Genomic DNA, 26,379 nt, shown 5'->3' with positions numbered 1-26,379 from the left:
AATATTACCTATTGATGTGTAATTGCTAGGTTACATCGCAATAATTAAACCCCCCAGATCCAGCTTTACCTGAGTTTTGGGGGGTTAGATTAACCTATAAATTTTCCGGCTTATTCGCCAGATTCCAGCGATACGGGCGATCGTACAACTGTCGGCAGGGATATTTTCTCAACAGCAGGAGTACAACCGAGCCACTGCACCGACAACTCCGCAAACTGCTGCGGGGGGCCGCTCACGCAAAAACGAGTCGGTAGCGCAGTACCAGGATTCCGCAGCCCTAAAAGCTCCAATTCTCTGGCTGCAGCAGCCACCACCCGTACCGCAGGATCGATCAATGTCACCCCAGCAGGCAAAAGCGAGCGCAGCACAGGAGCCAACAGCGGATAATGAGTGCAGCCGTAAATCAGCGTATCGATGCGCTGCTGAATCAAAGGAGCCAAATATTCCCGAGCCACCTCACAAGTATAAGGGTCGTGAATCCGGTTTTGCTCCACCAGCGGCACAAAAGCCGGACAGCTAACCTGCCACACCAGGCAAGAATCGTCCATCTCCAAAATCGCATTTCGATAAGCATTGCTAGCAGCCGTAGCAGGAGTTGCGATGACCCCGATCCGCTTGCCTTGCTGCACCGCAGCCTGCGCCCCCGGCAGAATTACTCCCAGCACAGGGATATCAAACTCAGCCTGCACCATCTCCATCGCCAAAGCAGAACTGGTGTTGCAGGCCATAATGACCATTTTCACATCCTGTTCCACCAACCAGGCCATAATTTCGCGGACAAACTCCACAATTTCTGACGGCGTGCGAGTGCCGTAAGGCAGCCTCGCCGTATCTCCAAAATAAAGTATCGATTCGTTAGGCAATTGTCGGTACAACTGGGTCAAAACAGTCAAACCGCCCACGCCGCTGTCAAAAATACCGATTCTTTGTTGTCCAGAGTCTGTTGTCATTTGTTAATTGTCAATAGTCGGTTGTCAATAGTCAGCAGGCACCAGCCATCAGCCCTCAGTCATCAGTCATCAGTCATCAGGAAAAATTACCAATTACCAATTACCCATTACCAATGCCGAATTACCAATTACCAATTACCAATCCCTCCGGCAATATATTATCTTTGTTGAAGATAAACTAAAATGCCGCGAGCGATCGAAGCCGCCATTTGACTGCGGTAAGCTGGGTCAGAAAGCCTAGCAGCATCTTCAGCACCCGTCACAAAACCTACCTCCAGCAAAACAGAAGGCATAGAAGTCTTCCTCAAAACGTAAAATCTCGCCTGCCGCACTCGGCGGTCAGTCGCCCCTGTACCCTCCAAAATACTGGCGTGAATCACCCTGGCCAAATCTTGGCCGTTATTGAAATAATAAGTCTCAATCCCGCTAATATCCGGCCGACTCATATTAATCGCATTAGCGTGAATGCTGACAAACAAAGTAGCATTCACCCGTTCCGCCAAAGAAACTCTCGGTTCCAGGTCGATTTCGCTGTCGTCAGTCCGAGTCATCACCACCTGCACGCCCTGCTGTTCCAGCAGCCTCGCCACCTGAAACGAGATATCCAAAACAATCTCCTTCTCCTGAATGCCCTGAATCCCGACTGCCCCCGGATCGCGGCCACCGTGACCAGGATCGATCGCTACTACGGCGCGGCGGTTAGAAGCTTGGGGCAAATCGTCGTTTCCGAAAGTCCTTCTCGGCAAAGGCTGCCAATTCGGAGTGCGAGTCAAAGGCTGCTGCGCGCTAGCATTCGATCGCAACTGCAAAGACAGCAACTGCGGGTTCGGTCTCGTCACCCTGCCTACCTCTACCCCCGATCGCGGCTGCACCCAAATCACCACAGTCTCCGCATCTTCTTGGCTGGCAGTAAACGATACAGGACTGTTGGCATCGAGCTGAGGAATTTCCCCCGCCAGGGAACTAGAGGCGATCCTAATCCAGTAAGCTCTCGACCCCTGGTCCCACCCGCTGGTATAGGAGACTTGGCGGTCAGTTCTCACCACCAGTTGCGTGCCGTTACTGGCTAAATCAATTGACTGAACTCTCGCTAAATTTCCTTGAGCTTGTCTAGCCGGAGGATCTACAGTCAGGCGGCGGGAAACCGAGGGCTGTCGTACTACACTTCCAGGCAATAGCACAACCCCGCCCAAATTGCTCACAGATGCCCGCCACTGAGTATTAGAATTCTTCATCCGCAAAGTCACGCGGGTAACGGGCGGGTCTGTTGGCAGTTGCCGGACTTCAATCTGGTCAACCCCGTGCTGACCGTTCGTTTGAGGCTGTTGGCTGCTTAGGCCCGCAGCTAAACTAGCTCCTTCAATATCGAGGGTGGCGATGTCCCCAGCCCGACTTTGTTGAAAATTAATTTGGGGGCGACCGCCCGCAGTTCGGACTAAAAAACCGTCCGCCGTCACCTGAACGTTCTGAACTACAGTCGCCTCGCCCGACTGGGCTTGGGATGCTGAAGATTCAACCGATAACCTTTCTCCCCCTGGCTCTGAAATCGGATTTTGAGTTTCTCCCGGCACCGGCGTTGGCAAATCCACTGTCCACTCGGTCGGAGAAATCCCCCGGAATTTTACTTGCTGAGGGTCTATAGTAAACCCGTCTTTGATCTCGACCACAATTCTGGTCGTATCGTTGTCAAACTGCCCTACCCGCACCGATTCGATCGCCCCTGAGAGCGGTTTGCTGACCGAGGGACGACCCAGACTCGTCCCCGGCAAGTCGATTACCAACCGCATCGGGTTGAAAATCAGTTGAGCCTTGGGTTGTACTCCCCCGTCTGTTGTAATGTAAAGCCGGTTCTCTGAAGCATCAAACCGCCAAGATTGCAGTCTAGCTGCTTCGGCGGCTCCGGCGAGCAAAAATACACTTAAGAAACTCGGTAGTAGCCAGTGGAATTTCACGACAGTTTTTTCCTCGTTTGCGTTACTGCCAAAAGCTGGAAGGGCGCTGCTTGCCCGATCGGCTTTCAGCAGTTAGCCGCCAGCAGACCGGGGGCACGGGGGCCGTCAGTTGTTGGCTAAATTTACTTTTTTATGCGTTAACAGGCTCCAAAATGCCAGATCCCGGCATTTTTGAACTTTCCCGTATACTTGGGGGCGATCGGTTATAAGCAGACTGAAAGATTGTGGGCACAAGGGAAGGTATTTATTTTTAGGAGCAAGAAACAAGGTGCTTCTTGAAGTTAGAAGGTACAAGTTAGAAGGTAGAATTTTACCGTTCTTCCAGGGAGGGGTTTCATAGCTCTTTAATGTTGGCGAAGCTCGTTACGGCAAGGGTTATAATCCGCTTTACACTTGCGTTGTGTTCTAACTTTTCCTAAACTACCTCAATAACTTAACAACTTACCCCGGGAACAATCCGGATTTCCAAGATTTAGGTAACTTTTCAAAGCCACCAAATGTTAGTCCCAGACAAACTGACATATTCTTTGGAAAAATCTTTTTTGCTAATTATTTGCTAACAGATTCACAGTTAAATACAACTCCATATCGCCCCTGCTCTCTTTTTTTCTGAATTTTTTACTCAGGGATTTTCGGTGCTGCTTGAAACTTAGTGGGGCGATCGCGATCGCGCCCGCCAATTTGACACTATGATAGCTAGTCCATGTTTTCAGCAGTAACGGGAGAGTTTTGTGTGTTACTTGGGCTGGCAATGCTTTGTCCTTTAGACTGTTTTTGAGTGCACGATCGACAGCCAGAGCATTGGTTTGTTTACCTGAGAAAAAGTTTTGACCGTAGATGATATAGTTATCGCAGTTGTAAAGTTTTTTGGACAGCAAAGACAATCGATCGGCTTCTGGGTAAAACCTGTGATTTGGTTTAATGACTTGCCTTTCGACTAACTGCATAACTTGGATGTGTACTACCAGTTAGAGAAGATACACTATCTTGGTGATTGTGTCAATCTCTGACCTTCTAAAAAAAGGGCAATCAATAACAGTAGATACATGACATCACAGAAAGACGGAGACTTAATTTCCAGCAGGAGTCGCCCACAGCAAACAAGTGGTTTAGGTTAGTTCAAGCCTCTAGATAGCGCCTGGGGAGTCAGTATCGAACCTCAAATCGACTGACTCTCAATATAGGGAAGTTTTGTAATATAGCAACAGCCCTGACGGTTAGGACGTTCTTAATATCTGAAACCTAAGCGGTCGATTGGGCCTTCCCTCGGACTTCTTTTTACCCAGTCAGCTTCGTCGCTATAGCCTTCCACATCTGCTATACCATACCACCGGGTGCGATCGAGTTCTAGCAAATTTATTTTTGAGCGGGATCGATACCCCTAAGTGATTTTTTTCCCTTAATAATCCACGGCCCCATGTCTAATCAACAGTGCTGCAATTGGCTCTCGCCCATAGGTGCAAAATTCCGGCTCATCCAGTTCAAAATTGCTTGATTTACTTGTTCCGGGCATTCATCCTGGGGACAGTGGCCCGCATTATCTAATTCAACTAGCTCTACATAATTGGGATTGCATTCGACAAATTGGTGGGGTCGGGCGAACCGAGGGGGAATCATCCGGTCTTGTTTGCCCCAAATTAACAGCATGGGAATTGTTAAATTTCGCATCACAATCTTGACACTGGGGCAAAATTTTGAACTGCCTACAGCTTTAAATAAAGCGCAGAAGGCCCGGGCTGCTCCCCGATCGCCTGCTGGCCCTGCTAGAATTTCCACTAATTCGTCGGTAACAGCTTCGGGGTTGGAGTAGGCAAAGCCAACCCAGCGACGGACAAAGGAAGGCTTGCTGGCAAAATAAAACAAAGGCCTGAGTACGATCGGAGAAACAAACAAACTTTCAACAGCTTCGATCGCCGGAAGCAGCCATCCGGGCACCGCTTCGGCTCGCACAGAGGGGTCTGGGAGGCTAACCATCACCGTGCCGGCCACCATGTCCGGGTGAGCCGCGGCCACGGCCAGACAAATCAGCGAGCCGATCGAGTTTCCTGCCAATATTACTGGCTCTCTGATAAAAGTTAGCCAAAAATCATAAACTTGATCGACCCACAAAGACACAGAGTAGTTGACCGGAGCTTTTTGGGAAGCCCCAAACCCTAACAAATCCAAGGCGTAAACGGTTTGGTTTTCGGCGAGTTGGGCGAGATTTTGTCGCCAGTGACCGATCGAAGCTCCAAACCCGTGCAGTAAAATAATCGGCGTTCCCGATGCGTGCGGGGCAATTGCCTGGGCCCCAGAATCTTGAGATTTGAGCGCGCCTTGATTTCGCCCCAAAGTCGGCCGCAAATAAGTGTAGCGAGTTTGCCAACCCCGCCACATCCAGTCTCGTTGAGTTCCCACCCGTTGGTGCCACAGCAGAGAATTTGTCAATTTTGCCTCAGCTCGCAACATAAATTTACACTTGCTTATACGTATTCTACAAGGCAAATCAGGCGACTTGGGGGACTTGCCAGACCGGGCGAGATGGGCTAGGAAAAGCGGTTGTACCTCATCCTTAAGCTTTTACCCTGAATTTTTGACGGTTTTGTCATCAATCGGGCAAGGGGGCAGGCGATCGTGTGTGAAGTTAAAATAAAACTAGGCAGAAACTCAGCCAGACTGAGTAGAATAGCAAGTATTGTAAGAATTCATTTACGATCGTCCAAATATTCCCCAAGGCTTTAGCGGAGGGGAGACAGGGCGCGGTAGTACGTCCGGTAAGGGTAACACCTTATAAAACAGTTCGATCGTCCAAGTGAAATATTGACCGATCAAACCTGTAACTATCAAGAAGCTTCGCTATTAAACTACTGCTTGTAAAACCATTCATGCCTGTGATTGAAAGAAGACAAAATCGCAACCTACCCCAGATCAACGAAAATATTCGATACCCCAAAATCCGGGTAATCGATACCGACGGCGCGCAACTAGGGATATTGACGCCTGCAGAAGCGCTGCGCCTCGCAGAAGAAAAAGAACTCGATCTCGTACTTGTCAGCGACAAAGCTGACCCGCCCGTATGCCGGGTAATGGACTATGGGAAGTACAAATTCGAGCAGGAAAAGAAAGCGCGAGAAGCAAAGCGGAAGCAGCACACTGCCGATGTTAAAGAAGTGAAGATGCGCTACAAAATTGAAGAACACGACTACCAAGTGCGCCTCAAACTAGCAGACCGCTTTATCAAATCTGGGGACAAAGTAAAAGCCACGATCATGTTCAGAGGTCGGGAAATCCAACACAGCAACCTCGCAGAGGACTTGCTCAAGCGCATGGCCACAGATTTGCAGGAAATCGCAGAAGTGCAGCAAGCCCCGAAAAAAGAAGGACGCAGTATGATGATGCTGCTGTCGCCCAAGAAAGTATAAATAGATAGTCATTAGTAAGCAGTCATCAGTCATAAACTGGTGACTGATAGCTGATGACTTCCGAAGTTAGTCAGTCAGGAATAAGCTACCACACAGGAAAATCAAGGCTGCATGGAAAATTTTCAAATCAGCGGTTCGGCGGGAGTAAGACAAGGAGTGCTGCGATCGCTCAACCTGCGATCGGAAGAAGTAGAGCGAACCATACTGATGTTCCTCGTCTACACTCTAACCTCCGTCGGTCTGATCTGGCTGGAACTCAGCACAGTAGGTCTTTTTCTAGATGAATTTGGTGCAGACAAAATGCCCTGGATCTACATAGCCAGCGCGTTTATCGGTTCTGGCTTGGGATTTGTCTACTCGTGGCTGCAAAAAATCCTGCCGCTAAGGCGCACCGTAGTGGTTGTTCTGGCAATGATGTCGATACCGCTATTTTTGTTTCGATTCGGCATCGGCTACGAAAATACTAAGATAGCTGGCGTCAGCATCGCTTTTATTACTATTTTTTTGATGTGGCTGTGGGTAGAAGCTTGCTATGTCCTCAACGACCTTAATACTTCTATCACTTCCAACCAACTGTTTAATATTAGAGAAATCAAGCGTACCTATCCGCTAGTCAGTAGCGGCTATCTAGTAGCTGGAGTAGTCAGCGGATTTTCTCTGCCTGTTTTGCTGTACGTAGTCGGACTCAAAAACGTTACCCTCATATCGGGGTTGATGGTGGCGACAGGCTCGGTGTTGCTCTACTACCTCACGGAAAAATACAGCCAAGCATTCCCGGAAACGGCTCACTGGACGGATGACGACGAAGACGACGACCAAGAAGAATTTACCGCCCGCAAAGTTACAGGCCCGCTCCAAAAATACGCTGTACCTCTAGTCAGTTTCTTCATCCTCGCAGAAGTCGTCTACGTGCTAGTAGATTTCCAATTCTACAGCCAGTTAGAATACCAAAACCCGGGGGACGGAGCTAGCTGGATCGCTAGCTTCCTGGGCATTTATGAAGGCATACAAGGCCTGTTTCAAGTGGCGACTCAGTGGTTCGCTTCGAGCCGGTTGGTGGAAAGAATCGGTGTATTCGTGACGGCGATGATTTTGCCCGCGGGCATCGCTATACTCGGGGTGCTGACCATAGGAGCATCTCTGGGCCAGCTAGTATCTGTGTTTATCGGGCTAATATTGCTGAGATTTTTAGACGAACTGCTTCACTACACGCTTTTGGAAACCGTTAGCCCGGTTTTATTTCAACCGATTCCCGACAATATTCGATCGGGAATTCAAACTTTGGTCAACGGTGTGGGCGAACCTTTGTCCTGCGGAGCTACAGGAGTAGGCATCCTGATTATGCTGTGGGTGACAGGCAAGATACTCCCCCAGCAAGACGAAAATGTATTTCACGACCAGCAAAGCTTGATATTTATTGGCGCGATCGTAATATTGGCACTGTTGTGGGTGTTTGTCGTATGGCTGATCCGCTCTCAATACGTGGGTTTGTTGGTCAAAAGTGCGGAGCGGGGGCGCTTGGGCGTCACAGACGTTGACCTCAAAGCTCTCAAGCGCGCAGTGGTGGAAACTCTACAAAAGCCGGGGGGCGAAGATGAAAAGCGCTCTTGCATAGAACTCCTGACGCAAATTGACCCCAAAAATGTCGGAGAAGTTCTGGCTCCCCTCCTCGATTCGCTGTCCCCTGGTTTGCAGCGCCAGAGCTTGGAAACGATGCTGCAACACCCGAACCCCGCATATTTAGAATCTGTCCGCGCACTCTCGCAGCAATCCTTGCCGCCGGAGGTTCTGGCCTTGGCTTTGCGCTACATCTGGCTGACGGAAGCTGAACCGAATATTGAGAGCTTGCGGCCTTACTTGCAGCCGACGGTCGATCCGGTGGTGCGGGGTACGGCGGCTGCTTTAATTATGAGAAGGGGCGATCGCCAGCAAAAGGCAGAGGCTACTAACACGCTGCGCCAAATGCTGACACACAAGCAAGAGCGGGAACGTGTTATGGGGACGCGGGCTCTGGGAGAAGCTGATTATTTGCAAGGACTGCGGCTGCACATCCCCAATCTGTTGCAAGATGAATCTCTGCGAGTTCGCTGTGCTCTGTTAGACGTGATTTCGTCTACTCATTCGGAAGAATATTATCCTTCGCTGCTGCGCGGCCTTGGTTACAAATCGACTAGGGAAGCGGCTTTGCAGGCTATAGTCAAACTTCACAACGACGCCATTCCTTTGCTCGTGTATTTGGCTGAGGACATCCACAAGTCGGATTTGGTCAGGTTGCAAGCTTGGACGGCTCTGGGTCAAATAGGGACTCCGGAGGCGATCGACATTTTGGTCAGCAATTTGATGACGACCTGGGGAACTACCAGGCGCAACATCCTCCGCATCCTGTTGAAAATGCCTTCGGAAGCGGGGATAGAAGGGGTTCTAGACCGCATCGGCCGCAGCGGCTTGGAAACTCTCATCGAACAGGAGTTAATGTTTATCGGTCAAATTTATGCAGGTCTGGTAGATTTGTCTGGGGTAACAACCTACGGCAATTTCTCCGAGCGGGATGCCAACAGCACCGGGGCACCTGGGAACGATACGGCTCAATTGTTGCAGCGGGCTCTGGCGGGGTTGGAAGCTGATGCTAGGGATAGGTGTTTTTTGCTGATGAAGTTTCTTTATCCGCTGGACACCGTACAAGCCGCTGCTTTCAACATCGCTTCGGGCCAACCTTCTTTGGTTGCTAGGGGATTGGAAATTCTCGATAATACTGTGGATATAGCTAGGAAGCGATCGCTCATCAATTTGTTAGACCAAAACTCGCAAAGAGAAAAATTGAGCAACCTCTCGGAATTGATGGTTTACAAACCTCTAGCCCCTAGCGATCGTTTGCGCCGCTTGCTAGAATTGCGCCACTTCCTTTCGGATTGGGCCTTGGCCTGCTGCTTTCACTTGGCGAGAGAAGCGCGCTGGAGTCTTACGGCTCAACAAACTCTCGTCTGTCTGCAGCACCCGACGGGTTTTGTCCGCGAAGCAGTGTTAGCCTATTTGAAAATAGCCTCGCCGCGGGCTTTGGTCGAATTGTTGCCCAGGCTGCAAAATGACCCCGATAATTTGGTATCCGCTCAAGTTGAAGAGATGATGGCAGAGTTCGGTGCTGGGGGAAAAAGGTAACATTAGTCAGTTGTCAGTTGGCAGTTATTATTGTCAGTCAACAGTTAACCGTCAACCGTCAACAGTTTTAATTTTCCTTCTTCTTCCCTTTTTTAAGTTTAAATTAATCATTGCATCTCATTATGTTAACCAGCGTCGAACGCCTATTGTTTGTGAGGGAGGTTCCGATTTTTAAGGAACTACGGGATGATTTTCTCGTGCGTCTAGCATCGGTAATGGATGAACTTTCGTTTCCTTCCAAGCACAGGATTTTTACGGAAGGACAAGAAGGTCGGTCTCTCTATATTTTGGTATCGGGAACGGTGCGGGTGCATATAGGCGATCGGGATTTAGCACAGTTGAAAGCGGGGGCTTGTTTCGGGGAAATGTCGCTTTTTGACGCAGAACCTCGCTCGGCTTCTATTTCTACTCTCGAACAATCCGAGTGTTTGATGCTGACTCAAATGCAGCTATACGATGCGATTGATGAAACGCCGGGAATTGCTGTGAATATTATTCGCTTGCTGTCGCGCCGGATTCGTGAGTTGAATCAAAAGTTGAATGCTAAAGAAGCCATGATGCCGCCTACAGAGACTGTGAGAGTTCCTGAAATGCGATGAAATTGGGGAATTGGGAATTGTGTTTTTAGTCGAGCGGTAATTCTGCACAATTTACAGCACTTTGCGATGCTATGAGGTACATTAGCAGCAATGAGTGAACCAATGTCTTAAATGGTTCGGATTCATCAAATTAAGGGCAAGTGCTACGATCCGGTCAATCATCTCTGGGGTCTGGGGAGAAAACATTCGCAAAAAAGATTTACAGCACTTTCCGATTTTATGAGGTTCAATTAAGTGAAAAGCACCTGATAGTTGACGGGGTTGTCACCCCGTCAATATTTAAAGTATGTGATGAGTCAATGTAACGACAAGCGGATAGCATTAATTGGGGATGGCGCTAAATATCATTCTTCTTTTCTAGGTTAAAGAGTTTTTGTCATGGGTGAATAATGATGCAAGATGAATCAGATTGGAAAATCACTTGTTTGAGCTTCGCACTCCTACGCTCCGACTCAGCATTCAATTGAAGATATTTGGTTACAAGCTAAACAATTGATTAGGGAGTGCTATCATCTGTATCAGACATTTGCTCTCGTCAAATATATATTTAAGTTAGTTACCCATTATCAGATATTTTATTTCGTCAAGCTTCATAGTTATGGTAAATTATCACAAATCATATAGGATTGCTATAGCAGAGCTAAAGCTCAAACTAGGGCGCCGATCGAACCTCACCCCTAACTCTGCGAAATAACCCAAAGGCGGTAGCATAGTTTGGGAAACGGCATCAACTGAAGATGAACTTAGCGCCAGCAACAGTCCTGCAACAGGGCAAATACAAAATTAACGCGACTTTAGGGATAGGAGGGTTCGGCATCACTTACCGAGCTATCCACACCCATTTAAACCAAACCGTCGTACTCAAAACCCTCAACGAAAGTCTGCGCCAACACCCAGAATCTGCCCAATTTCAACAGCAGTTTATTGCCGAAGCCCAACGGCGATCGCGGTGTCAGCATTTCAACATAGTCAGGGTAATCGACTTTTTTGAAGAAGCCGGACAGTCTTTTATTGCAATGGACTACATTCCGGGCCAAACTCTCGCCCAAATAGTCGAAACCGATCAGCCGCTGTCAGAAGCCCAGGCCCTTCACTATATTCGGCAAATAGCCTCAGCCGTAAGTACAGTGCACCACAGCGGATTGCTGCACGGAAATATCAATCCAGAAAATATTATCCGGCGAGCCGATTCTCACGTAGTAATGTTAATAGATTTCGGAATTGCCCGCGGCTTTACCGCCGGCACCAAACAAACCCACACTAACTTGCTCTCCCCCGGGTACGCGCCGCTCGAACAATACCTCTATGACGGTAAATGTACACCGGCCACTGACATCTACGCGATCGCAGCCACCCTCTACTACTTACTCTCCGGCGTGGCGCCCGTAGCAGCACCCCTGCGCGATCGCATTCCCTTGACTGAGTTACGGCAATTTCAGCCCAACCTCAGCCCAAGAATCGAGCGAGCCATCCTTCAGGGACTCGAAATCGACCCCCACAACCGCCCTCAGACAGTGGAAAATTGGCTCACCATGCTGCAAGAAACAGAGCGAGTATCAGTAAAAAGAAAAGGCAAGCAAAGTCTAAGATTGCCCGCACCTCCCCCGCCGCAGTTGACTTTTCTGGCGTTTCTCGTAACGGCTGCAATTGCAGGCTGGATGGGTTTTGACCTAGCATGGCACTACAACAGCACCAGTCTCAGCAATCGTCCCAAAATTGAATCCTTCCCATCTCTGGAAGATTTGCTCAAATCCCGCGATTTGTCAGGGCCGATGTTCGGGCAGCCGTCTGTCGAAAGCAGCCCTCTCTACCCGATCGAACTCAACAAGCTCCCCAAACCCTCCTTAGACAGCACCAACATTCCCGAACAGATCGACGATCCCTCAGAAACGAGCGCACAACCTTCTGAGTCTCCAAGCCAGGAAACTCCCGCCCCAGAACCCGAACCGGAACCTGAGCCATCGCCGACGCCCGAACCCGCAGAGGAGCCTTCTGAGTCCCCCATTCCAGAGCCTCAAACCGAAATCGAGCCTGAGCCCCAACCAGAAGCCGCACCAGTACCAGAAGTTGCGCCCCTGCCTGCAGAACCGCCCGCCGCGCCCGCCCCGCCTGCCCCTGAGAGTGCTAGCGCTGAAACCTTGCCGCCGTCGGAATCCGCGCCGCCAGTAATAGCCTCGCCCATCGAGCGATCGCCTGAGCCTGCGATACCGAGCGGCAGTGGCAACAATTCAGATAGTTCGATCGCACCTGATTCACCACCCCCTGTAGCAGATCCCACGATGCCTTTTCCCGAACCTGCGACAAATTAGTATGGTTTTTGTTGGTTCAAAGTGGGGACAAATACTTGGTTTTATGAGTCAGCAAATATCCGCTCAGTAGTTGAGATAATAAGGCCCTACCTAGCCAACGACTATCTTCTAAAAACTTCGGTCGAATCTGAAAATCCCAACAGTCGCTGTCTGAGTTTATCGAATATTTCCTATTTCCTCTGCAATCCAAATGGCCGCAAAAAAATGCAGGACGGTTTTCTATTTTGATTTAAATTATGTTAGAATATGTGCGCGGCGCTGAGGTGGTGTGATGTCGCGTATTAATACTGCCAAGCTGCAAACATTTTGGTACAAAGCAACCCCAACCTCGAATTTGAGCCAGTGTAAGCGAGGCTTTTGTGCTAAGCCGTGGCGCCTTAGACTGTTCTAACTCTCAACAATCCCATCCCCGACAAAGGGGTGGGAGAGTCAATTCCCCCAAACTTCCTTCCTTTGGGAGCAAGCATCATCGGGGACAAGCAAGTTATAATTTGTTGCGGAAGCGCACAGAGATTTTTTATGAGTAAACCCCCAGTTCATGCTTTTTTTGTAGGCAGAGCACTTGCCGAAGCACTGTACGAGCAATTAGAAAGCGCAGCAACCAACGCTTTCTCTGAACTCGGCAAATTTGACGCAGAACAAAGAGAACGCTTGCGACAGTTCACAGATCGAGTTGTGGAACGGGCAAATAGAGCTTCGGATGAGGCGATGCAGAACAGAACTGGCACTGCAAGCACCACCACCATTCAAGACATCCATCCTGCTGATTTGCAAGCGACTATTGACGAGCTGCGCGCCGAAGTGGCTCTGGTGCGATCGGAATTGCAGCGCTACCGCAGCAGTTTGCCCTAGCGCTCGATTCGATCACAACTATTATTTACTACGTGAGCGCATTGCTTTGCGCTCCTGCGCTCCTACTTTCAATCAAAGCAACAACATAAAATAAGCAATTTGGGAACCCAAGTGTCTGCTCTCCTTGATGACTCTGTTAATCGCCAGCGCTCCCCCAAGCACACTGGCGAAGCCGATGAGCCAAAAACTGCTAGTAAATCCTACAAAAGTAAAGCTTATCGCTGGAATCGCGAAAAATACTCCCGGAAGCGGCGCTTCTTCGACATTTGGGCCTTTGTTTTGCTCTGGCTGGCTTCGCTGTGGCTCGACAGCAAAAATTGGAGCTACTGGGGAGGCGTGACTGAAGAAAAGAAAGTTGCCCGGCGCCGCTTTCAAGCTATCTGGGTTCGAGAAACACTCTTGGAGTTGGGACCGACTTTCATTAAAGTTGGGCAGTTATTTTCCACCCGCGCCGACTTGTTCCCAGCAGAGTTTGTGGAGGAACTTTCTAAGCTGCAAGATAAAGTCCCTGCTTTCAGCTACGAGCAGTTAGAGGTAATTGTCGAGCAAGATTTGGGCAAGACAGTTCAAGAACTCTACCGCAGCTTTGACCCAGTACCCCTGGCCGCTGCAAGTCTGGGTCAGGTACACAAAGCTCAACTGCATTCGGGCCCGGAGGTGGTGGTCAAGGTACAGCGACCGGGACTGCGGAAGCTGTTCGAGATCGATTTGCAAATTCTTAAGGGAATTGCCCGCTACTTTCAAAACCATCCTAAGTGGGGCTACGGCCGAGATTGGATGGGGATTTATGAGGAATGCTGTCGCATTCTGTGGCTCGAAATTGACTATCTCCATGAAGGCCGCAATGCTGATACTTTTCGCCGCAATTTTAGCAACTGTGACTGGGTGCGGGTGCCGAGGGTTTATTGGCGGTACGCGGCTCCGCGAGTGCTGACTTTGGAATACCTGCCGGGGATTAAAATCAGCCACTACGAAGCTTTGGAAGCGGCCGGTATCGATCGTAAATTAATCGCTCAGTTGGGGGCAAAAGCTTATTTGCGCCAGTTGCTCAACGACGGCTTTTTCCATGCTGACCCACACCCCGGCAACATCGCTGTTAGTGCTGACGGTTGTCTGATTTTCTACGATTTTGGCATGATGGGGCAAATCCAGTCGAACGTCCGCGAAGGACTGATGGAGACGCTCTACGGCATTGCTTCCAAGGATGGACAGCGGATTATGGATTCTCTGATCAATTTGGGAGCTTTGGTGCCTACGGGTGATATGAGTCCGGTGCGCCGCAGCATCCAGTATATGCTGGACAATTTCATGGACAAGCCTTTTGAAAATCAGTCTGTGAGCGCAATTACCGACGACCTTTACGATATTGCCTACAACCAACCTTTTCGCTTCCCAGCTACTTTTACTTTTGTAATGCGAGCTTTTTCCACAATCGAAGGGGTGGGCCGAGGTTTAGATCCCGAGTTCAACTTTATGGAGGTGGCACAACCTTTTGCCATGCAGCTTATGACTAATGGAAATGGCCATGATACAAGTAGCAGCATTTTTAACGAAATCGGCCGTCAGGCGGCTCAGGTGAGTTCGAGTGCTTTGGGTTTGCCCCGCCGGATTGAGGAGACTATTGATAAACTCGAACAGGGAGATTTGCGGATTCGCGTCCGTTCTGCAGAAACAGAGCGCTTGCTTCGCCGCATGAGCAGCGCTCAAATGGGCACGAATTATGCTTTGCTGATGAGTGCTTTTACTTTGTCGGCGACAATTTTGTTTGTCAGCAATCAAGTCTGGCCGGCTGTCGCTGTTGCCGTGCTGGCGGCGGGTGCAGGGTTTGCTATGCTGCGTTTGTTCAAGCGGATCGATCGTTTAGACAGGATGTCATAATTGTGCAATTTGAGATGGGAAATTTCAGGTTTGAGATTTCTCGCCAGCAAAAATTTGACATCGAATGTTAAGTTTTTGCTGGCTGACCACAGATTGCTGAAATTTACAATATTTACGCGCTGTGAGGCTAAAAACCCAGTTGCTACCTAGATTTTTCGCCAGCCAAACCTCGGATTTTGGGTAGAAATCGAGTCTTGTTTTGCAGGTGCTGCTGAATTTACTGGATTTAGCAAAATTTTAAGATGGGATTACCATCATACGATCTACAATATGAGGTCAAGGAAGTGCAATTTTTCCAAAACTCGCGCTCGTGGGGTGCAGAAATTTCAACTGCCGTTCGGGATTTAAGTTTTGGAAGAAAACATCTCACCCAATTAAATCAAGCTTTCAACTTCGATGAGTCCAATCACCCAATCTATGAAACGCTCTTTCGCAGGTAAGACAGACACAGGGCTAGTTCGTTCCGTAAATCAGGATTCGTACTACATAGACTCTGATGGGCGATTTTTCATAGTGGCCGATGGAATGGGAGGACACGCCGGAGGTCAAGAAGCCAGCCGGATTGCGACTCAGGCGATTCAATCTTATTTGCTCGAACATTGGGAAGGGCCTGAGGATTCTCCGCTGTTGTTGGAAAAGGCTTTTTTAATTGCCAATCAAGCTATTTTGACGGATCAGCTCGACCACCCCGAGCGTGCTGATATGGGAACTACGGCTGTGGTTCTAATGTTTAGGGATGAGGGCCGACCCTGGTGCGCTAATATCGGGGACTCTCGGTTGTACCGACTGCACGGCTCTCGCTTGGAACAGATTACTGAAGACCAGACTTGGGTGGCTCAGGCTGTCAAAAGAAAGGCTCTAACTCCCGACCAGGCTCGCACTCATCCTTGGCGTCACGTTTTGTCCCAGTGTTTGGGCCGCGATGATTTGCGGGAGATAGATATTTTGCCGGTGGACGTGCAGCCTGGGGATCGCTTGCTGCTCTGCAGCGATGGCTTGACTGAAGAACTTTCCGATCCTTTGATTGCTTCGCCTCTGAAGTCGATTCGCGCCTGCGAGGGCGCTGCAAATGCTTTAATTCAAGCAGCTAAGGAGAAAGGTGGACGCGATAATATTACTGTGGTGATCGTGACGATCGACCTCAAATAATATTCGATCGCCCGATCGCACCCGACTATCTAAAATCGAAAAATCTAAAATCTAAAATCTAAAATCTAAAATTGAATGACCCGCGTTATCGGTTTGATCAGCGGCACCTCGGTGGATGGCATTGATGCTGCTTTGGTGGATGTGGTCGGTTCCCACACAGACTTGAAAGTGCAATTGGTCGCAGGCAAGACTTTCCCTTATCCTGCTAATTTGCGATCGCAAATTCTCTCAGTTTGCAGTGGCTCAGCTTTGTCAATGGCTGAACTAGCCCAATTAGATGATGCCATCGCTCAAGAATTTGCCACGGCGGCATTGACAATTCAAGCAGAATATGATATAGCCGAATTAATCGGCTCTCACGGTCAAACCGTCTACCACCGACCTGCTGGGAAAGCCCAGAAAGACAGCGCCGGTGCGTTAATGGGCTACAGCTTGCAACTTGGGCGGGGCGCGCTAATTGCGGAATTGACAGGAATTACTACTGTGAGTAACTTTCGCTCGGCAGACATTGCTGCAGGGGGTCAAGGAGCACCCTTAGTGTCCATAGTTGATGCCTGCCTGCTGGCGGAACCCAACATCAGCCTCTGCATCCAAAATCTGGGGGGAATTGGCAATGTTACCTATCTTCCGGCAAGAGGAAAAGGGGAAAACAATGACGAGTCTGAGATTTTCAGTCTTGGGGAGGGCATATCGGGCTGGGATACAGGCCCGGCGAATTCCCTGTTAGATTTGGCAGTACAGCACTTCTCAGGGGGCACTAAGACGATCGACGAAGGTGGAGCTTGGGCGGCATCGGGAACTCCCTGTCAAGCTTTAGTCGAGGATTGGCTCGCATCAGAGTTCTTCCGCCAAGCACCGCCGAAATCAACGGGGCGAGAGCTATTTGGTGTAGACTATTTTGACAGGTGTTTGGTCGAGGCCCAAGGTTACAACCTCAGTCCTGCTGACGTGCTGGCTACTCTGACAGAACTGACTGTTGCCTCGATCGTTCACAGTTACCAAACTTTTTTACCGGCTATGCCCGATCGAGTTTTACTATGCGGGGGCGGCAGCCACAATCTCTACTTAAAACGCCGATTGCAATCTCAATTGCATCCAGTGCAAGTGTTGACTACTTCAGAGGCAGGCTTGAATGTAGATTTTAAAGAGGCGATAGCTTTCGCGGTTTTAGCCGCATGGCGGGTTCGGGGCATTCCCGGCAATCTGCCTCAAGTTACTGGTGCCCGGACACCGGTACTTTTAGGAGAAATTAACTCTTGTTGGCACAGTTGGGCGTGATAGCATAGAGTCTGAGGGACAACGGCTGTGCGTTGTTGCACCAGCATTGTAGCCAGCAGGAAAAGCATAGGAACAGCACTGTGGCTCACACGTTTTTAATGGAATCTGGCCAATGGACGCTCGAAGGAAGCTGGATTGAGCGCAATGGCGTGCCAATTACGGTTAAAGGCAAAACTTTAGTGAGCTGGAACCGAACAGATTGGTTCAGTATGGTGACAAAGCTCGTATTTCCTGGAGGCGATCGCGAAGAGATTATTTTGCAGTACCGAGGACACCTCAACAGCGATGAACGGCAGTATACGTTTGTACTCCAACACAGCGAACTCGGCCGCGTCGAGGGCGAAGGTTGGATTGCTCCCCAGTCGATCGTCCAGCGTTATTGGGTATTGGGAGACGAACGCCAGCGGCGGACGGGTTTTGACACCCTTCACCGGGTTGATGACAACCGCTACTACCAATCTAGCGGCATCATGTCTGGTCATTACTTGACGAATACAATCGAGGCGACTCTGGAACGTCAGGGGGAATAACTCTTTCTAGAGTCCACATTTGCGAGTTCTAGGGTTTGATGTGAAAATTGAAGGTTTGGCTAGTCGGAGGTCGCGCTCAGATGTCCGACTAGCACCATTGTTGTCAAACCTCATCCGCTGCCACTAAAGACAAATATATTGAATTTGTTAAAAATTTTAATTGGTTAAAAAATTAACCATTATTATTAATAGTTATTCACTTTTCGAGTCTAGGCGCCATAAATTATTTTTGCGCTCTCCTGTGGTAGATCGACAAAATGCTTAGTTTTACTCCGCAATTCGAGTGAAATCCACAAAGAAACTGTCTAATTTTCCTCAAGTCTCTATACAGGTCTTCTACCTTCTGCCTTCGAGTGACGCCCCATCACCCCCAACTCCTTTCCGCCTGAGGGAAGAGAGTAAGAGACGGAGGTCGCCGACTGCGACTCTTTGTTACTCAACGCCTGGGTTAGGTTCTAAACCCCAGTGGTGTTTCAAAAAATGGCGGTACATGGTTTCCCGAAGCATCATTTGCTCGTAAAGCTTGACCAAAAACTCTTGAGCTTGTTCGCGGCTCATGTCACTTACCTGTGTTTTGAAGGAACACAGGCTAAATTGCTGTTCCAAAGACAATTCTGCTGGTTGGCTCATGACTTTGACTCCTCTGTAAGTAAAGGTGACTTAAAAGTGAACACCTGGATTAACCAGATTTGTAACTTGTTTCAGCGATCGACCGTTGGTTTCGGGATGCCCGATGGCCCATCTGGCTTTAGTCTATATTACAAAAGGTAACAATCATTTGACAAAGTTACCATCTGTCCCAGGAAAGAACTTACTTAGGGAGAGAGATGGCGAGATGTCTGCAAAAGTTCCTTCTGCAGGCATATACAACTGTATCTACTTGTCAAGAGGAAAAAGGCTCAGTACGAACCAAAAGAATTGAAGCCCTTTATACCAAATCGGGCGGAGCTTCTCTCCGCGAGGGGAGAGGGGGAAATGAGGAGAGGGGGAGAGGCGGAGATTGGAAGATCAGGAGATGAGGAGAGTGGAAGATGGGGAGATTGGAAGATCAGGAGAGCGGGAGATTGGAAAATGAGGAAGATGGGGAGAGTGGAAGATGAGTGGAGCGGAAGATGGGGAGAGTCGGAGAATTTCTATTTCTCTGTTCTCCCTTCTTCCTTCTAGCTAATTCGAGGGCCGGCCATCCTGGGGTGGAGTGGCCGCTCCGGGTCTGAAATTGGGAGCAGCGGGTGCAGGCGAAACAGGAGGAATGCCCTGATTTGCCCCAAAGTTGCTAGGCTGCTGTGGAGCCGGGAGAGGAGATTGAAACTGATTGGGATTGAACTGCTGCTGCCCAGGAGCGGGGAGAGGAGATTGAAACTGATTGGGATTGAACTGTTGCTGCCCAGGAGGCACAGGAGACGGCAGGGGTTGACCGGAATTGCCGATCGCAGGTGCCGCAGGAATGCCAGAATTGGGAAGCGAGGAATTCGGCAGCGGGGAGGGAGCCGAACTAGGAAGAGTTGCCAGGGCAACTCGATCGCCCCCTACCTCTCTCAATTTGTCTAAAACCTCCACAACTTTGGCATATCTCGCATTCTGAGGAGCGTACAGCACCATCAAACCCGTAGGATTTTTACTTTGGAAACTCTTTAAAACTCGATCGAGTTGTTGGTAATTAACAGGCAATTGGTCGATATAAGTTTGACCGAAATCATCAATGCTGACAATCAGCATCTCTCGCATCTGTACTTGTCCTGTCTTCGCTTTAGGCAAATCCACATTAATGGCTTGCTGCCGAGTCAGTTGCAAAGCCGCCAGGAGAAAAAACGTCAGAATGCAAAAGATCACGTCAATTAAAGGCACCAGGTCTATCCGAGCCTCTTCAGCAGGAGTATCTAGATTAATCTTCATCAGTTCTCCTTGGTTCTAATTATTAGAAGGTGAATCTTCAGCCGGATCGGAACCTTTCAATTTCGGCTCCCGATTCCGTTCTCCCGATTCTTGAGAATTGAGAGAACGCCTGTTCAAACCATCTGCACCAAAAGAAGAATTGCTGTATTCTGCACCGGGTGCTCGACCCTTAGCATTAGCTGCAGGCCAGTATTGCCTGTAAAGCAATTCCAATTCATTTCCAGCTTTGCGAAATATTTTTGCCTGGTTGAACAAAAAAGCTTGAAATATCCGATAAAACGCCAAGGTAAAAATTGCTACTATCATTCCAGTAGCAGTCGTGATCAGCGCCTCGCTAATCCCCAAAGTTACGCCAGTTGTTGCCGCCGTGCCGATGTCGCCCAGACGGATAGAACTGAGCGAGTTAATCAAGCCCAGAACTGTTCCCAGCAAGCCCAGCAAAGGGGCTAGAGCGATCGTAGCTTCTAAGATTTTGTCACCGCGACGCATCGAAGCCAACTCTTCATCGGCTGCCGCTTCGAGTGCGAGTCGAAATAAATCTGGTTCGGGATTGTAGAGCCGCAGGGGTGCAGAAAGAAATCGCCCGATCGGCTGTCGGTTAGCTTGTCTGGCAATCTCGTTAGCCGCCCCCCAATCGCTGCGAGCCGCTTCCAGAATACGGTTAACTATCTGCTTTTCTTTGCTCAGGAGGCTCGCCCAAAACCACAAGCGCTCGATAATTGTACTCAAAGATAGAATCGATAACAGCAACAGGGGCCACATGGCGGGGCCACCTTTTTCAAACAGTTCTTGAATATTCACAATATTTTTGCTCCTGCAGTACCCGCTAACTTTTGCTTCTGTTCTACTTTTTTTAACAAATCTAAGGCCATTTAATTTTAGCTATTAATGTACTCAGGACTTACGCCCTCGCCACTAAAGACACCGGCTGCATGGGAACGGGGTCCGAGGAGTGCAACCTCTATATTTTCCTCGCTCGAACCCAGTTTCGGGGTAAGTCTGGGTACGGTTTTCTAGCGCCTGCAGGCCATGGGCGGCGACTTCCTCACAATTCCTCTAAGTCTTGACACATATCTTGGAGTGACTGGTGTTGAAGGCGGCGGGAAGAGCGGCGATATTTTTTAGTTTGCAGCTTCGGTTCGTAATGCTGCGTACCATCAGACTTGGTTTGCTGCTTCAAACTCGATTCGGCGCTGCTGGAGTTTTGCAGAGCTTGTTGGCGGACGATCGCCTCTTCGAGAAACTGCAAGTAATACTCATAGCGCTCCCAAGCGCCCCGCACGACACAGTTAGGCTCGTCTCGGTGCGAACAGTCGCTAAACTGGCAGCTACCCAAAGCCAGCCTCTGGCGCGCTTCTGGGAAATATTCCGCTAATTCTGAGGGATCGCATTCGAGAGCCGGCTGATTAAAGCCCGGAGTATCGGCCAAAAGTCCGCCGCCGGGGAGTTCAAATAGTTCGACGTGGCGAGTCGTATGGCGCCCGCGGCCGAGCTTGCCGGAAACAGCGTTCACTCGTAGGTTCAGGGCCGGGATCAGTTGGTTGATCAAGCTGGACTTGCCAACCCCAGAAGGGCCACAAATTACCGTTATTTTCCCTTGCAAGTGGTCTAGAAGCAAGTTCGGCAACGGGCTATGTACGGGCTTTAACGGATGTAACGGCTTGAGCGAATTTGGAACTTCGGGGTTATCCTCAGAACTGAGCATAGATGGCTCTATTTTCTCCACTAAGTCATGGAAACCTGGTTCCGATCCAGAAACTTCATTTTGATCGTTAGCGGGGGCTTCCTGAACTCCGGCACCGCTGCGGACGCTAATAAACATTGGTTCGTACCCCCAGCCTGAAAGCCGATCGCGCCACTGTTCCAACTCCTGGGGCGTGACCAAATCGCATTTGTTCAGGCACAAACTCACTTCTAAACCTGTAGATTCGGCCTTGACTAAAAACCGAGTTAATGACGCGGGATCTAAGTCTGGTTCAGCAAGGGCAAAAACAAGGAGAATGCGATCGGCATTAGCTACAGGCGGGCGGTTGAGTTCTGTTTGGCGCGGGAAGACTTCAGAAATTGCTCCCCGGCGGTCAGTCCAGTCCGGTTCGTCTACCACCACGCGATCGCCCACCATCACCTGTTGACCAATTTTTTTCAGTCGAGTGCGACGAGTACACAGGAGAGTCGGAGAATCAGCGAGGGGAGCATTTTTCCCGTCAATCGAGACTTCGGGATCTAACCTCACTTGGTAGAAGTTAGCCTGAACAGCAATTACAGTACCGACGATCGAGGGCGAATTCAGGCTCATCCTGCTTCCTTGTCTTCTGGGCGCTGCACTTTCATTGAAAAAAAGCCCGACTCCGGCTCATCCGCGACAAATTGCGTTTCCAGAATCTGGTAGCCTTCCATTTTGAGACTATCGGGCACTTGTTCGATCGGCTCCCCAGCATCCAGCCACACTTCCAAAACAGCACCCGGTGCCATTTGCTCCAAGCGCAGTTTAGTGCGAACAAAATTCAGAGGACACGGGGTACCCCGCAGATCGATTTTGGCATCTGGGGATTTGGGAGTTTCAATTTTCGATGTTGAATTCATGATGCTTTTTGCAATCTCCAATCCTGAAAGCCTTAGTTTTTTAAATAAGTTGCATGGACACTGGAAAATCTAAAATTTTGTGTCCAATTGGACACAGAATATTATTCTTTCTGAAAAAAGTGAGCGCAATTGCGCTCACTTTTTTGAGCGCTACTGAAACCGAATGCCTAGGAAGCGTCCCACCTGAGATTTTTGTGAGCAATTCCACACAATTTTTTGACAGATACTAAAACAAATTGCCGGGGAATCCTCAAACAGGAAAATTTGACACCAAGTGGTGTCAAAAATTGCTTATTTCTGAAACAAATTACCCAGAAACCCTTCCAAGCCGCCTTTACCGGTACGATCGCCCTTCAGCTTAGCAAGCTGCATCAGCAATTCCCGTTCTTCAGCCGTCACCTTAGTCGGAATGTCAATAGACACCGTAATCAAATGATCGCCGCGACTGACTGGATTTCCCAACCGAGGCACCCCTTTTTTCTCAAGAGTCAGAACAGTATTCGCCTGAGTTCCGCTAGGAATCAACAATTCCGTCGGCCCGTCTACGGTTTCCACTTCCAACCGGCACCCTAAAATTGCTTGCAAATAACTAATCTTAACTTCCGAGCTAACGTTAGTACCCTCGCGCTTAAATAGCGGGTCTTCATTTACGGCCAAAAACACGTAAAGATCCCCGGGCGGCCCGCCCAGTTTGCCGGCATCCCCTTCATTGGAAACGCGCAAGCGAGTACCGTTGTCAACTCCAGCCGGAATTGTGATTTTCAGCTTTTTCATCACTTCTTTCTGGCCCCGGCCCCCGCAAGTTTCGCACTTATCCTCAATCACTTGCCCGGTGCCGTTGCAAGTGGGGCAAACTGAAACTTGAGTAAAGCTGCCGAAAGGAGTGCGGGTAGCACGTCGGACTTGACCACTGCCGGTACAAGTCGAGCAGGTTTGGGGTCTGGTTCCCGGTTTGGCGCCAGTCCCGGTGCAAGTTTCGCAGGTTTCTAGATGCTTGATGCGGAGTTCTTTTTCCCCACCAAACACTGCTTCCCGAAAATCCAGCCGCAAATCGAGTCGCAAATCGTCTCCGCGCACCGGCCCGCTGCGCCTGCGACCTTGCTGTTGTTGGCCACCGACGCCTCCCTGAAAACCCTGAAAGAAGCTTTCAAAAATATCGGCAAAGCTGTCACCAAAGTCTTGGAACCCCGGTGCACCTGCACCGCTGACGCCTGCTTCGCCGAAACGGTCGAAACGGGCGCGGGTTTCTGGTTCTGAGAGTACCTCATAGGCGCGGTTAATTTCTTTAAACCGCTCCTCGGCACCGGGTTCTTTGTTGACATCTGGATGGTACTTGCGAGCTAGGCGGCGGTAAGCACGCTTAATTTCTTCTTTGTCTGCGCTGCGAGAAACGCCTAATATTTCATAGTAATCACCGGCCATAGAGCTGCTTGCCTGGAGGTAAATAACAAAAAGTGTACGAAAAAGAAACGGGCGACCTTTCCTGAAATTACAGATTAAAAGTTAAAAATTCTCATTGTTAATTGTTAACTTTTAATTTTTAGCTTTTCAGTTTTAAAGGAAAGGATTCATATCATCAACTTCTGGTTCGGGAACCTTCTGTTTTTGTTTTGACTGTGGATTTGACTGTGGACTTGACTGTGGATTTGACTGTCGTTTTGACTGTCGTTCCGGCTTGGATTCCGCCTTTGATGCCGCCTTTGATTCCGGCTTTGGTTCCGGCTTTGGTTCCGGCTTTGGTTCCGGCTTTGGTTCCGGCGGAGCTTGGGGCGCCACCAGCAGCTCTTCTTCCAGCAAAATACTGTCGTCGTCCGCTTTAACCTCTTCTGGTTCTGATGATTCTACTTCTGACATCATCTCGCTTTCACCAACAGATCCTGACGGGGCTACCCCGCTGCGGGCTTGGTCGTAGACTGCTGTCCCCAGCGAGTATAGCAGTTGCTTGAAAGATTCGATTGCGGGCGTGAGTTCCTCGACTGTGATGTCGGGGTTAGTCATCGTTGCTCGCAAGGCTGCTGCGGCTGTTTCCGCTTCTGCCTTGAGCTCGTCGCTCAGCAGTTGCGCGTTGGTTTTTAAAGTTACACCACAATTATAGACGAGGGAGTCAGCTTGATTTTTGAGTTCGACGAGTAGAGCGCGCTTGATGTCTTCGTCGGCGTAAAGTTCGGCTTCTTGTCGCATCCGCTCGACTTCGGTTTCGCTCAATCCCCCTGTATTGGAAATTTGGATGCTTTGTTCTTTTCCGGTGCCCTTGTCTTCAGCAGCCACTTTGAGAATGCCATTGGCATCAATTTCAAAGGTAACTTCGATTTGAGGTACGCCGCGGGGAGCTGGGGGAATGCCTTTGAGCAGGAACTTGCCGAGACTTTTATTGTCTTTAACCAATGCCCGCTCGCCTTGGAGCACGTGAATTTCTACCGAGGTTTGCCCGTCTGCCGCCGTGCTGTACATTTGCGATCGACTGGTGGGAATAGTTGTATTGCGCTCGATTACTTTGGTGAACACCCCGCCCAAGGTTTCGAGTCCCAGTGAGAGCGGCGTCACATCGAGCAGCAGCAAGTCTTTGACTTCACCACCCAACACCGCAGCTTGAATTGCCGCGCCTACCGCTACAGCTTCGTCGGGATTGACGGATTTATCAGGAGAAACGCCCCCAAAATACTTGCTAATTGCCTTTTGAACTGCCGGAATCCGGGTTGAGCCTCCCACTAAAATAATTCTGTCTATGTCTTTGGGGGTCAAACTTGCGTCTTTGAGGGCTTGAGTCACCGGATCGATCGTCGCTTGCACCAAATGAGCGACCAGTTTTTCAAACTGAGCTTTGGAGAGTTCCATTTCCAAATGCTTCGGCCCTTTCTCGTCAGAAGAGATGAAGGGCAGATTGATTGAGGTAGATTCTCGGTTGGAGAGTTCGATTTTCGCTTTTTCGGCAGCTTCTCGGAGGCGCTGCAAGGCCATTTTGTCTTGTGAGAGGTCAGTGCCTTCTTGAGTCCGGAAAGCTTCTACCAGCCACTGGACTATGCAGTCGTCAAAGTCATCTCCTCCGAGATGGTTGTTACCGGAGGTAGCGTTGACTTCAAAAATTCCGTCTCCCAGTTGCAGGATCGAAACGTCGAAAGTACCGCCGCCCAGGTCAAAGACCAAGATTTTCTGTTCTATATTTTGCTTGTCCAGCCCGTAGGAAAGGGCTGCCGCCGTCGGTTCGTTGACGATCCGCAGGACTTCTAGGCCCGCGATCGTACCGGCGTCTTTAGTAGCTTGCCGTTGGGCGTCTGTGAAGTAGGCTGGCACTGTAATCACGGCTTGGGTAACAGTTTGTCCCAAATAAGCTTCAGCATCTTGCTTGAGCTTTTGGAGTACCATTGCCGAGATTTCTTGGGGAGTGTGAACCTTGTTCCGAATTTGGACGTTAACGGTATCGTCTTTGCCTTTTATGCAGGTATAGGGAGTTCGGGCTCGTTCTTCTTCCGTGTCGTCCCACCGCCGTCCGATAAATCGTTTGATACTGTAGACAGTATTTACAGCATTAGTTACAGCTTGTCGCTTGGCCAATTGACCTACTAAGCGATCGCCCGCCTTGCCAAATCCTACTATACTCGGAGTTGTGCGCCCGCCCTCGGAATTGGCGATCACGACGGGTTTACCGCCCTCTAACACAGCTACGCAACTGTTAGTCGTGCCTAAGTCAATTCCAATAATTTTTCCCATAGCGCCTCATAAAACTTTGTGGGATGTTTGGAAATCTCCAACTACAGGTTGGGAGATGAAAAACGACTCAGCTTGTTTAAACAAGCATTCCCAGACTAGATTTGTAGGAAATAAACTTGATGTCCTAAAGCAATATCAAAG

20 protein-coding genes are annotated in these 26,379 nt (G+C 49.5%); 9 read left to right on the top strand and 11 right to left on the bottom strand.

The features are described from left to right. Positions 1 to 110 precede the first annotated feature (110 nt). From murI to QUA62_RS14415, 4 genes are all read right to left on the bottom strand, one after another. On the bottom strand, positions 111 to 950 hold the full coding sequence (murI, locus tag QUA62_RS14430; RefSeq protein ID WP_190660417.1) for a glutamate racemase: 840 nt from the start codon (positions 948 to 950) through the stop codon (positions 111 to 113). 158 nt (positions 951 to 1,108) lie between these two features. After that, the gene (locus QUA62_RS14425; protein WP_333404875.1) at positions 1,109 to 2,902 is read right to left on the bottom strand and encodes an N-acetylmuramoyl-L-alanine amidase; all 1,794 of its coding nucleotides are present in this window, start codon (positions 2,900 to 2,902) and stop codon (positions 1,109 to 1,111) included. A 545-nt stretch (positions 2,903 to 3,447) separates the two neighbouring features. Continuing rightward, the gene (locus tag QUA62_RS14420) at positions 3,448 to 3,849 is read right to left on the bottom strand and encodes a hypothetical protein (RefSeq protein WP_333404873.1); all 402 of its coding nucleotides are present in this window, start codon (positions 3,847 to 3,849) and stop codon (positions 3,448 to 3,450) included. A gap of 478 nt (positions 3,850 to 4,327) precedes the next feature. After that, positions 4,328 to 5,350 carry an alpha/beta fold hydrolase gene (locus QUA62_RS14415; RefSeq protein ID WP_333404871.1) on the bottom strand — a complete coding sequence of 341 codons (1,023 nt, stop codon included), beginning with the start codon at positions 5,348 to 5,350 and terminating at the stop codon, positions 4,328 to 4,330. Between the two features lie 416 nt (positions 5,351 to 5,766). Here QUA62_RS14415 and infC point away from each other — a divergent pair, with 416 nt between their 5' ends. The 9 genes from infC to QUA62_RS14370 all read left to right on the top strand — a co-directional run bounded on the left by infC (position 5,767) and on the right by QUA62_RS14370 (position 18,054). Beyond that, entirely contained in the window at positions 5,767 to 6,303 is a 537-nt protein-coding gene (gene infC, locus QUA62_RS14410; RefSeq protein ID WP_006635262.1) for a translation initiation factor IF-3, read from the top strand. A 111-nt stretch (positions 6,304 to 6,414) separates the two neighbouring features. Next, complete coding sequence (locus QUA62_RS14405) at positions 6,415 to 9,459, top strand: HEAT repeat domain-containing protein (RefSeq protein WP_333287340.1); 3,045 nt, start codon at positions 6,415 to 6,417, stop codon at positions 9,457 to 9,459. Between the two features lie 122 nt (positions 9,460 to 9,581). Further along, on the top strand, positions 9,582 to 10,058 hold the full coding sequence (locus QUA62_RS14400; protein ID WP_190660410.1) for a Crp/Fnr family transcriptional regulator: 477 nt from the start codon (positions 9,582 to 9,584) through the stop codon (positions 10,056 to 10,058). Positions 10,059 to 10,795: 737 nt separating this feature from the next. Continuing rightward, entirely contained in the window at positions 10,796 to 12,367 is a 1,572-nt protein-coding gene (locus QUA62_RS14395; RefSeq protein ID WP_333287341.1) for a serine/threonine-protein kinase, read from the top strand. Between the two features lie 519 nt (positions 12,368 to 12,886). After that, on the top strand, positions 12,887 to 13,219 hold the full coding sequence (locus QUA62_RS14390) for a DUF6825 family protein (RefSeq protein ID WP_333215412.1): 333 nt from the start codon (positions 12,887 to 12,889) through the stop codon (positions 13,217 to 13,219). 111 nt (positions 13,220 to 13,330) lie between these two features. Next, a complete protein-coding gene (locus QUA62_RS14385) occupies positions 13,331 to 15,097 on the top strand; it encodes an AarF/ABC1/UbiB kinase family protein (RefSeq protein WP_333404869.1) in 1,767 nt (588 codons plus the stop codon). Between the two features lie 417 nt (positions 15,098 to 15,514). Then, on the top strand, positions 15,515 to 16,246 hold the full coding sequence (locus tag QUA62_RS14380) for a PP2C family serine/threonine-protein phosphatase (protein WP_333085120.1): 732 nt from the start codon (positions 15,515 to 15,517) through the stop codon (positions 16,244 to 16,246). Between the two features lie 75 nt (positions 16,247 to 16,321). Then, positions 16,322 to 17,524: an anhydro-N-acetylmuramic acid kinase gene (locus QUA62_RS14375; protein WP_333404867.1), complete on the top strand. Its 1,203-nt coding sequence runs from the start codon at positions 16,322 to 16,324 to the stop codon at positions 17,522 to 17,524. Between the two features lie 80 nt (positions 17,525 to 17,604). Then, on the top strand, positions 17,605 to 18,054 hold the full coding sequence (locus QUA62_RS14370) for a hypothetical protein (RefSeq protein WP_190660398.1): 450 nt from the start codon (positions 17,605 to 17,607) through the stop codon (positions 18,052 to 18,054). Between the two features lie 432 nt (positions 18,055 to 18,486). On the opposite strand, the gene QUA62_RS14365 is transcribed toward QUA62_RS14370, so the two are convergent. The 7 genes from QUA62_RS14365 to dnaK all read right to left on the bottom strand — a co-directional run bounded on the left by QUA62_RS14365 (position 18,487) and on the right by dnaK (position 26,238). Next, positions 18,487 to 18,684: an NblA/ycf18 family protein gene (locus tag QUA62_RS14365; RefSeq protein WP_006635253.1), complete on the bottom strand. Its 198-nt coding sequence runs from the start codon at positions 18,682 to 18,684 to the stop codon at positions 18,487 to 18,489. A gap of 534 nt (positions 18,685 to 19,218) precedes the next feature. Then, complete coding sequence (locus tag QUA62_RS14360; protein WP_333404865.1) at positions 19,219 to 19,947, bottom strand: biopolymer transporter ExbD; 729 nt, start codon at positions 19,945 to 19,947, stop codon at positions 19,219 to 19,221. Between the two features lie 15 nt (positions 19,948 to 19,962). After that, a complete protein-coding gene (locus QUA62_RS14355) occupies positions 19,963 to 20,748 on the bottom strand; it encodes a MotA/TolQ/ExbB proton channel family protein (RefSeq protein ID WP_333404863.1) in 786 nt (261 codons plus the stop codon). A gap of 244 nt (positions 20,749 to 20,992) precedes the next feature. Then, entirely contained in the window at positions 20,993 to 22,243 is a 1,251-nt protein-coding gene (gene rsgA / locus QUA62_RS14350; RefSeq protein ID WP_333404861.1) for a ribosome small subunit-dependent GTPase A, read from the bottom strand. Then, entirely contained in the window at positions 22,240 to 22,530 is a 291-nt protein-coding gene (locus QUA62_RS14345) for a sulfurtransferase TusA family protein (protein WP_190660391.1), read from the bottom strand. The genes rsgA and QUA62_RS14345 overlap by 4 nt, the downstream gene beginning before the upstream one ends. Before the next feature lie 291 nt (positions 22,531 to 22,821). Further along, positions 22,822 to 23,952 carry a molecular chaperone DnaJ gene (dnaJ, locus tag QUA62_RS14340; protein ID WP_006635247.1) on the bottom strand — a complete coding sequence of 377 codons (1,131 nt, stop codon included), beginning with the start codon at positions 23,950 to 23,952 and terminating at the stop codon, positions 22,822 to 22,824. 132 nt (positions 23,953 to 24,084) lie between these two features. Beyond that, positions 24,085 to 26,238, bottom strand: coding sequence for a molecular chaperone DnaK (gene dnaK / locus QUA62_RS14335; RefSeq protein ID WP_333404859.1), 2,154 nt, complete (start codon positions 26,236 to 26,238; stop codon positions 24,085 to 24,087). Between the last annotated feature and the right edge of the window lie 141 nt (positions 26,239 to 26,379).

Origin of the sequence: Microcoleus sp. MON1_C1 (genome assembly GCF_036701945.1) — a bacterium.
Taxonomy (GTDB): Bacteria; Cyanobacteriota; Cyanobacteriia; order Cyanobacteriales; family Microcoleaceae; genus Microcoleus.
Note: the sequence above shows the minus strand (reverse complement) of the source record. Positions and strands in the feature narration are given on the sequence as shown.

Bases quoted from the DNA above. Each gene is read 5' to 3' on its own strand.
- QUA62_RS14395 (WP_333287341.1), top strand. From the start codon at position 10,796: ATGAACTTAGCGCCAGCAACAGTCCTGCAACAGGGCAAATACAAAATT.
- QUA62_RS14360 (WP_333404865.1), bottom strand. From the start codon at position 19,947: ATGAAGATTAATCTAGATACTCCTGCTGAAGAGGCTCGGATAGACCTG.
- QUA62_RS14400 (WP_190660410.1), top strand. From the start codon at position 9,582: ATGTTAACCAGCGTCGAACGCCTATTGTTTGTGAGGGAGGTTCCGATT.
- QUA62_RS14345 (WP_190660391.1), bottom strand. From the start codon at position 22,530: ATGAATTCAACATCGAAAATTGAAACTCCCAAATCCCCAGATGCCAAA.
- QUA62_RS14390 (WP_333215412.1), top strand. From the start codon at position 12,887: ATGAGTAAACCCCCAGTTCATGCTTTTTTTGTAGGCAGAGCACTTGCC.
- QUA62_RS14405 (WP_333287340.1), top strand. From the start codon at position 6,415: ATGGAAAATTTTCAAATCAGCGGTTCGGCGGGAGTAAGACAAGGAGTG.
- QUA62_RS14375 (WP_333404867.1), top strand. From the start codon at position 16,322: ATGACCCGCGTTATCGGTTTGATCAGCGGCACCTCGGTGGATGGCATT.
- QUA62_RS14415 (WP_333404871.1), bottom strand. From the start codon at position 5,350: ATGTTGCGAGCTGAGGCAAAATTGACAAATTCTCTGCTGTGGCACCAA.
- QUA62_RS14380 (WP_333085120.1), top strand. From the start codon at position 15,515: ATGAAACGCTCTTTCGCAGGTAAGACAGACACAGGGCTAGTTCGTTCC.
- QUA62_RS14420 (WP_333404873.1), bottom strand. From the start codon at position 3,849: ATGCAGTTAGTCGAAAGGCAAGTCATTAAACCAAATCACAGGTTTTAC.
- dnaK (WP_333404859.1), bottom strand. From the start codon at position 26,238: ATGGGAAAAATTATTGGAATTGACTTAGGCACGACTAACAGTTGCGTA.
- murI (WP_190660417.1), bottom strand. From the start codon at position 950: ATGACAACAGACTCTGGACAACAAAGAATCGGTATTTTTGACAGCGGC.
- infC (WP_006635262.1), top strand. From the start codon at position 5,767: ATGCCTGTGATTGAAAGAAGACAAAATCGCAACCTACCCCAGATCAAC.
- rsgA (WP_333404861.1), bottom strand. From the start codon at position 22,243: ATGAGCCTGAATTCGCCCTCGATCGTCGGTACTGTAATTGCTGTTCAG.
- QUA62_RS14365 (WP_006635253.1), bottom strand. From the start codon at position 18,684: ATGAGCCAACCAGCAGAATTGTCTTTGGAACAGCAATTTAGCCTGTGT.
- dnaJ (WP_006635247.1), bottom strand. From the start codon at position 23,952: ATGGCCGGTGATTACTATGAAATATTAGGCGTTTCTCGCAGCGCAGAC.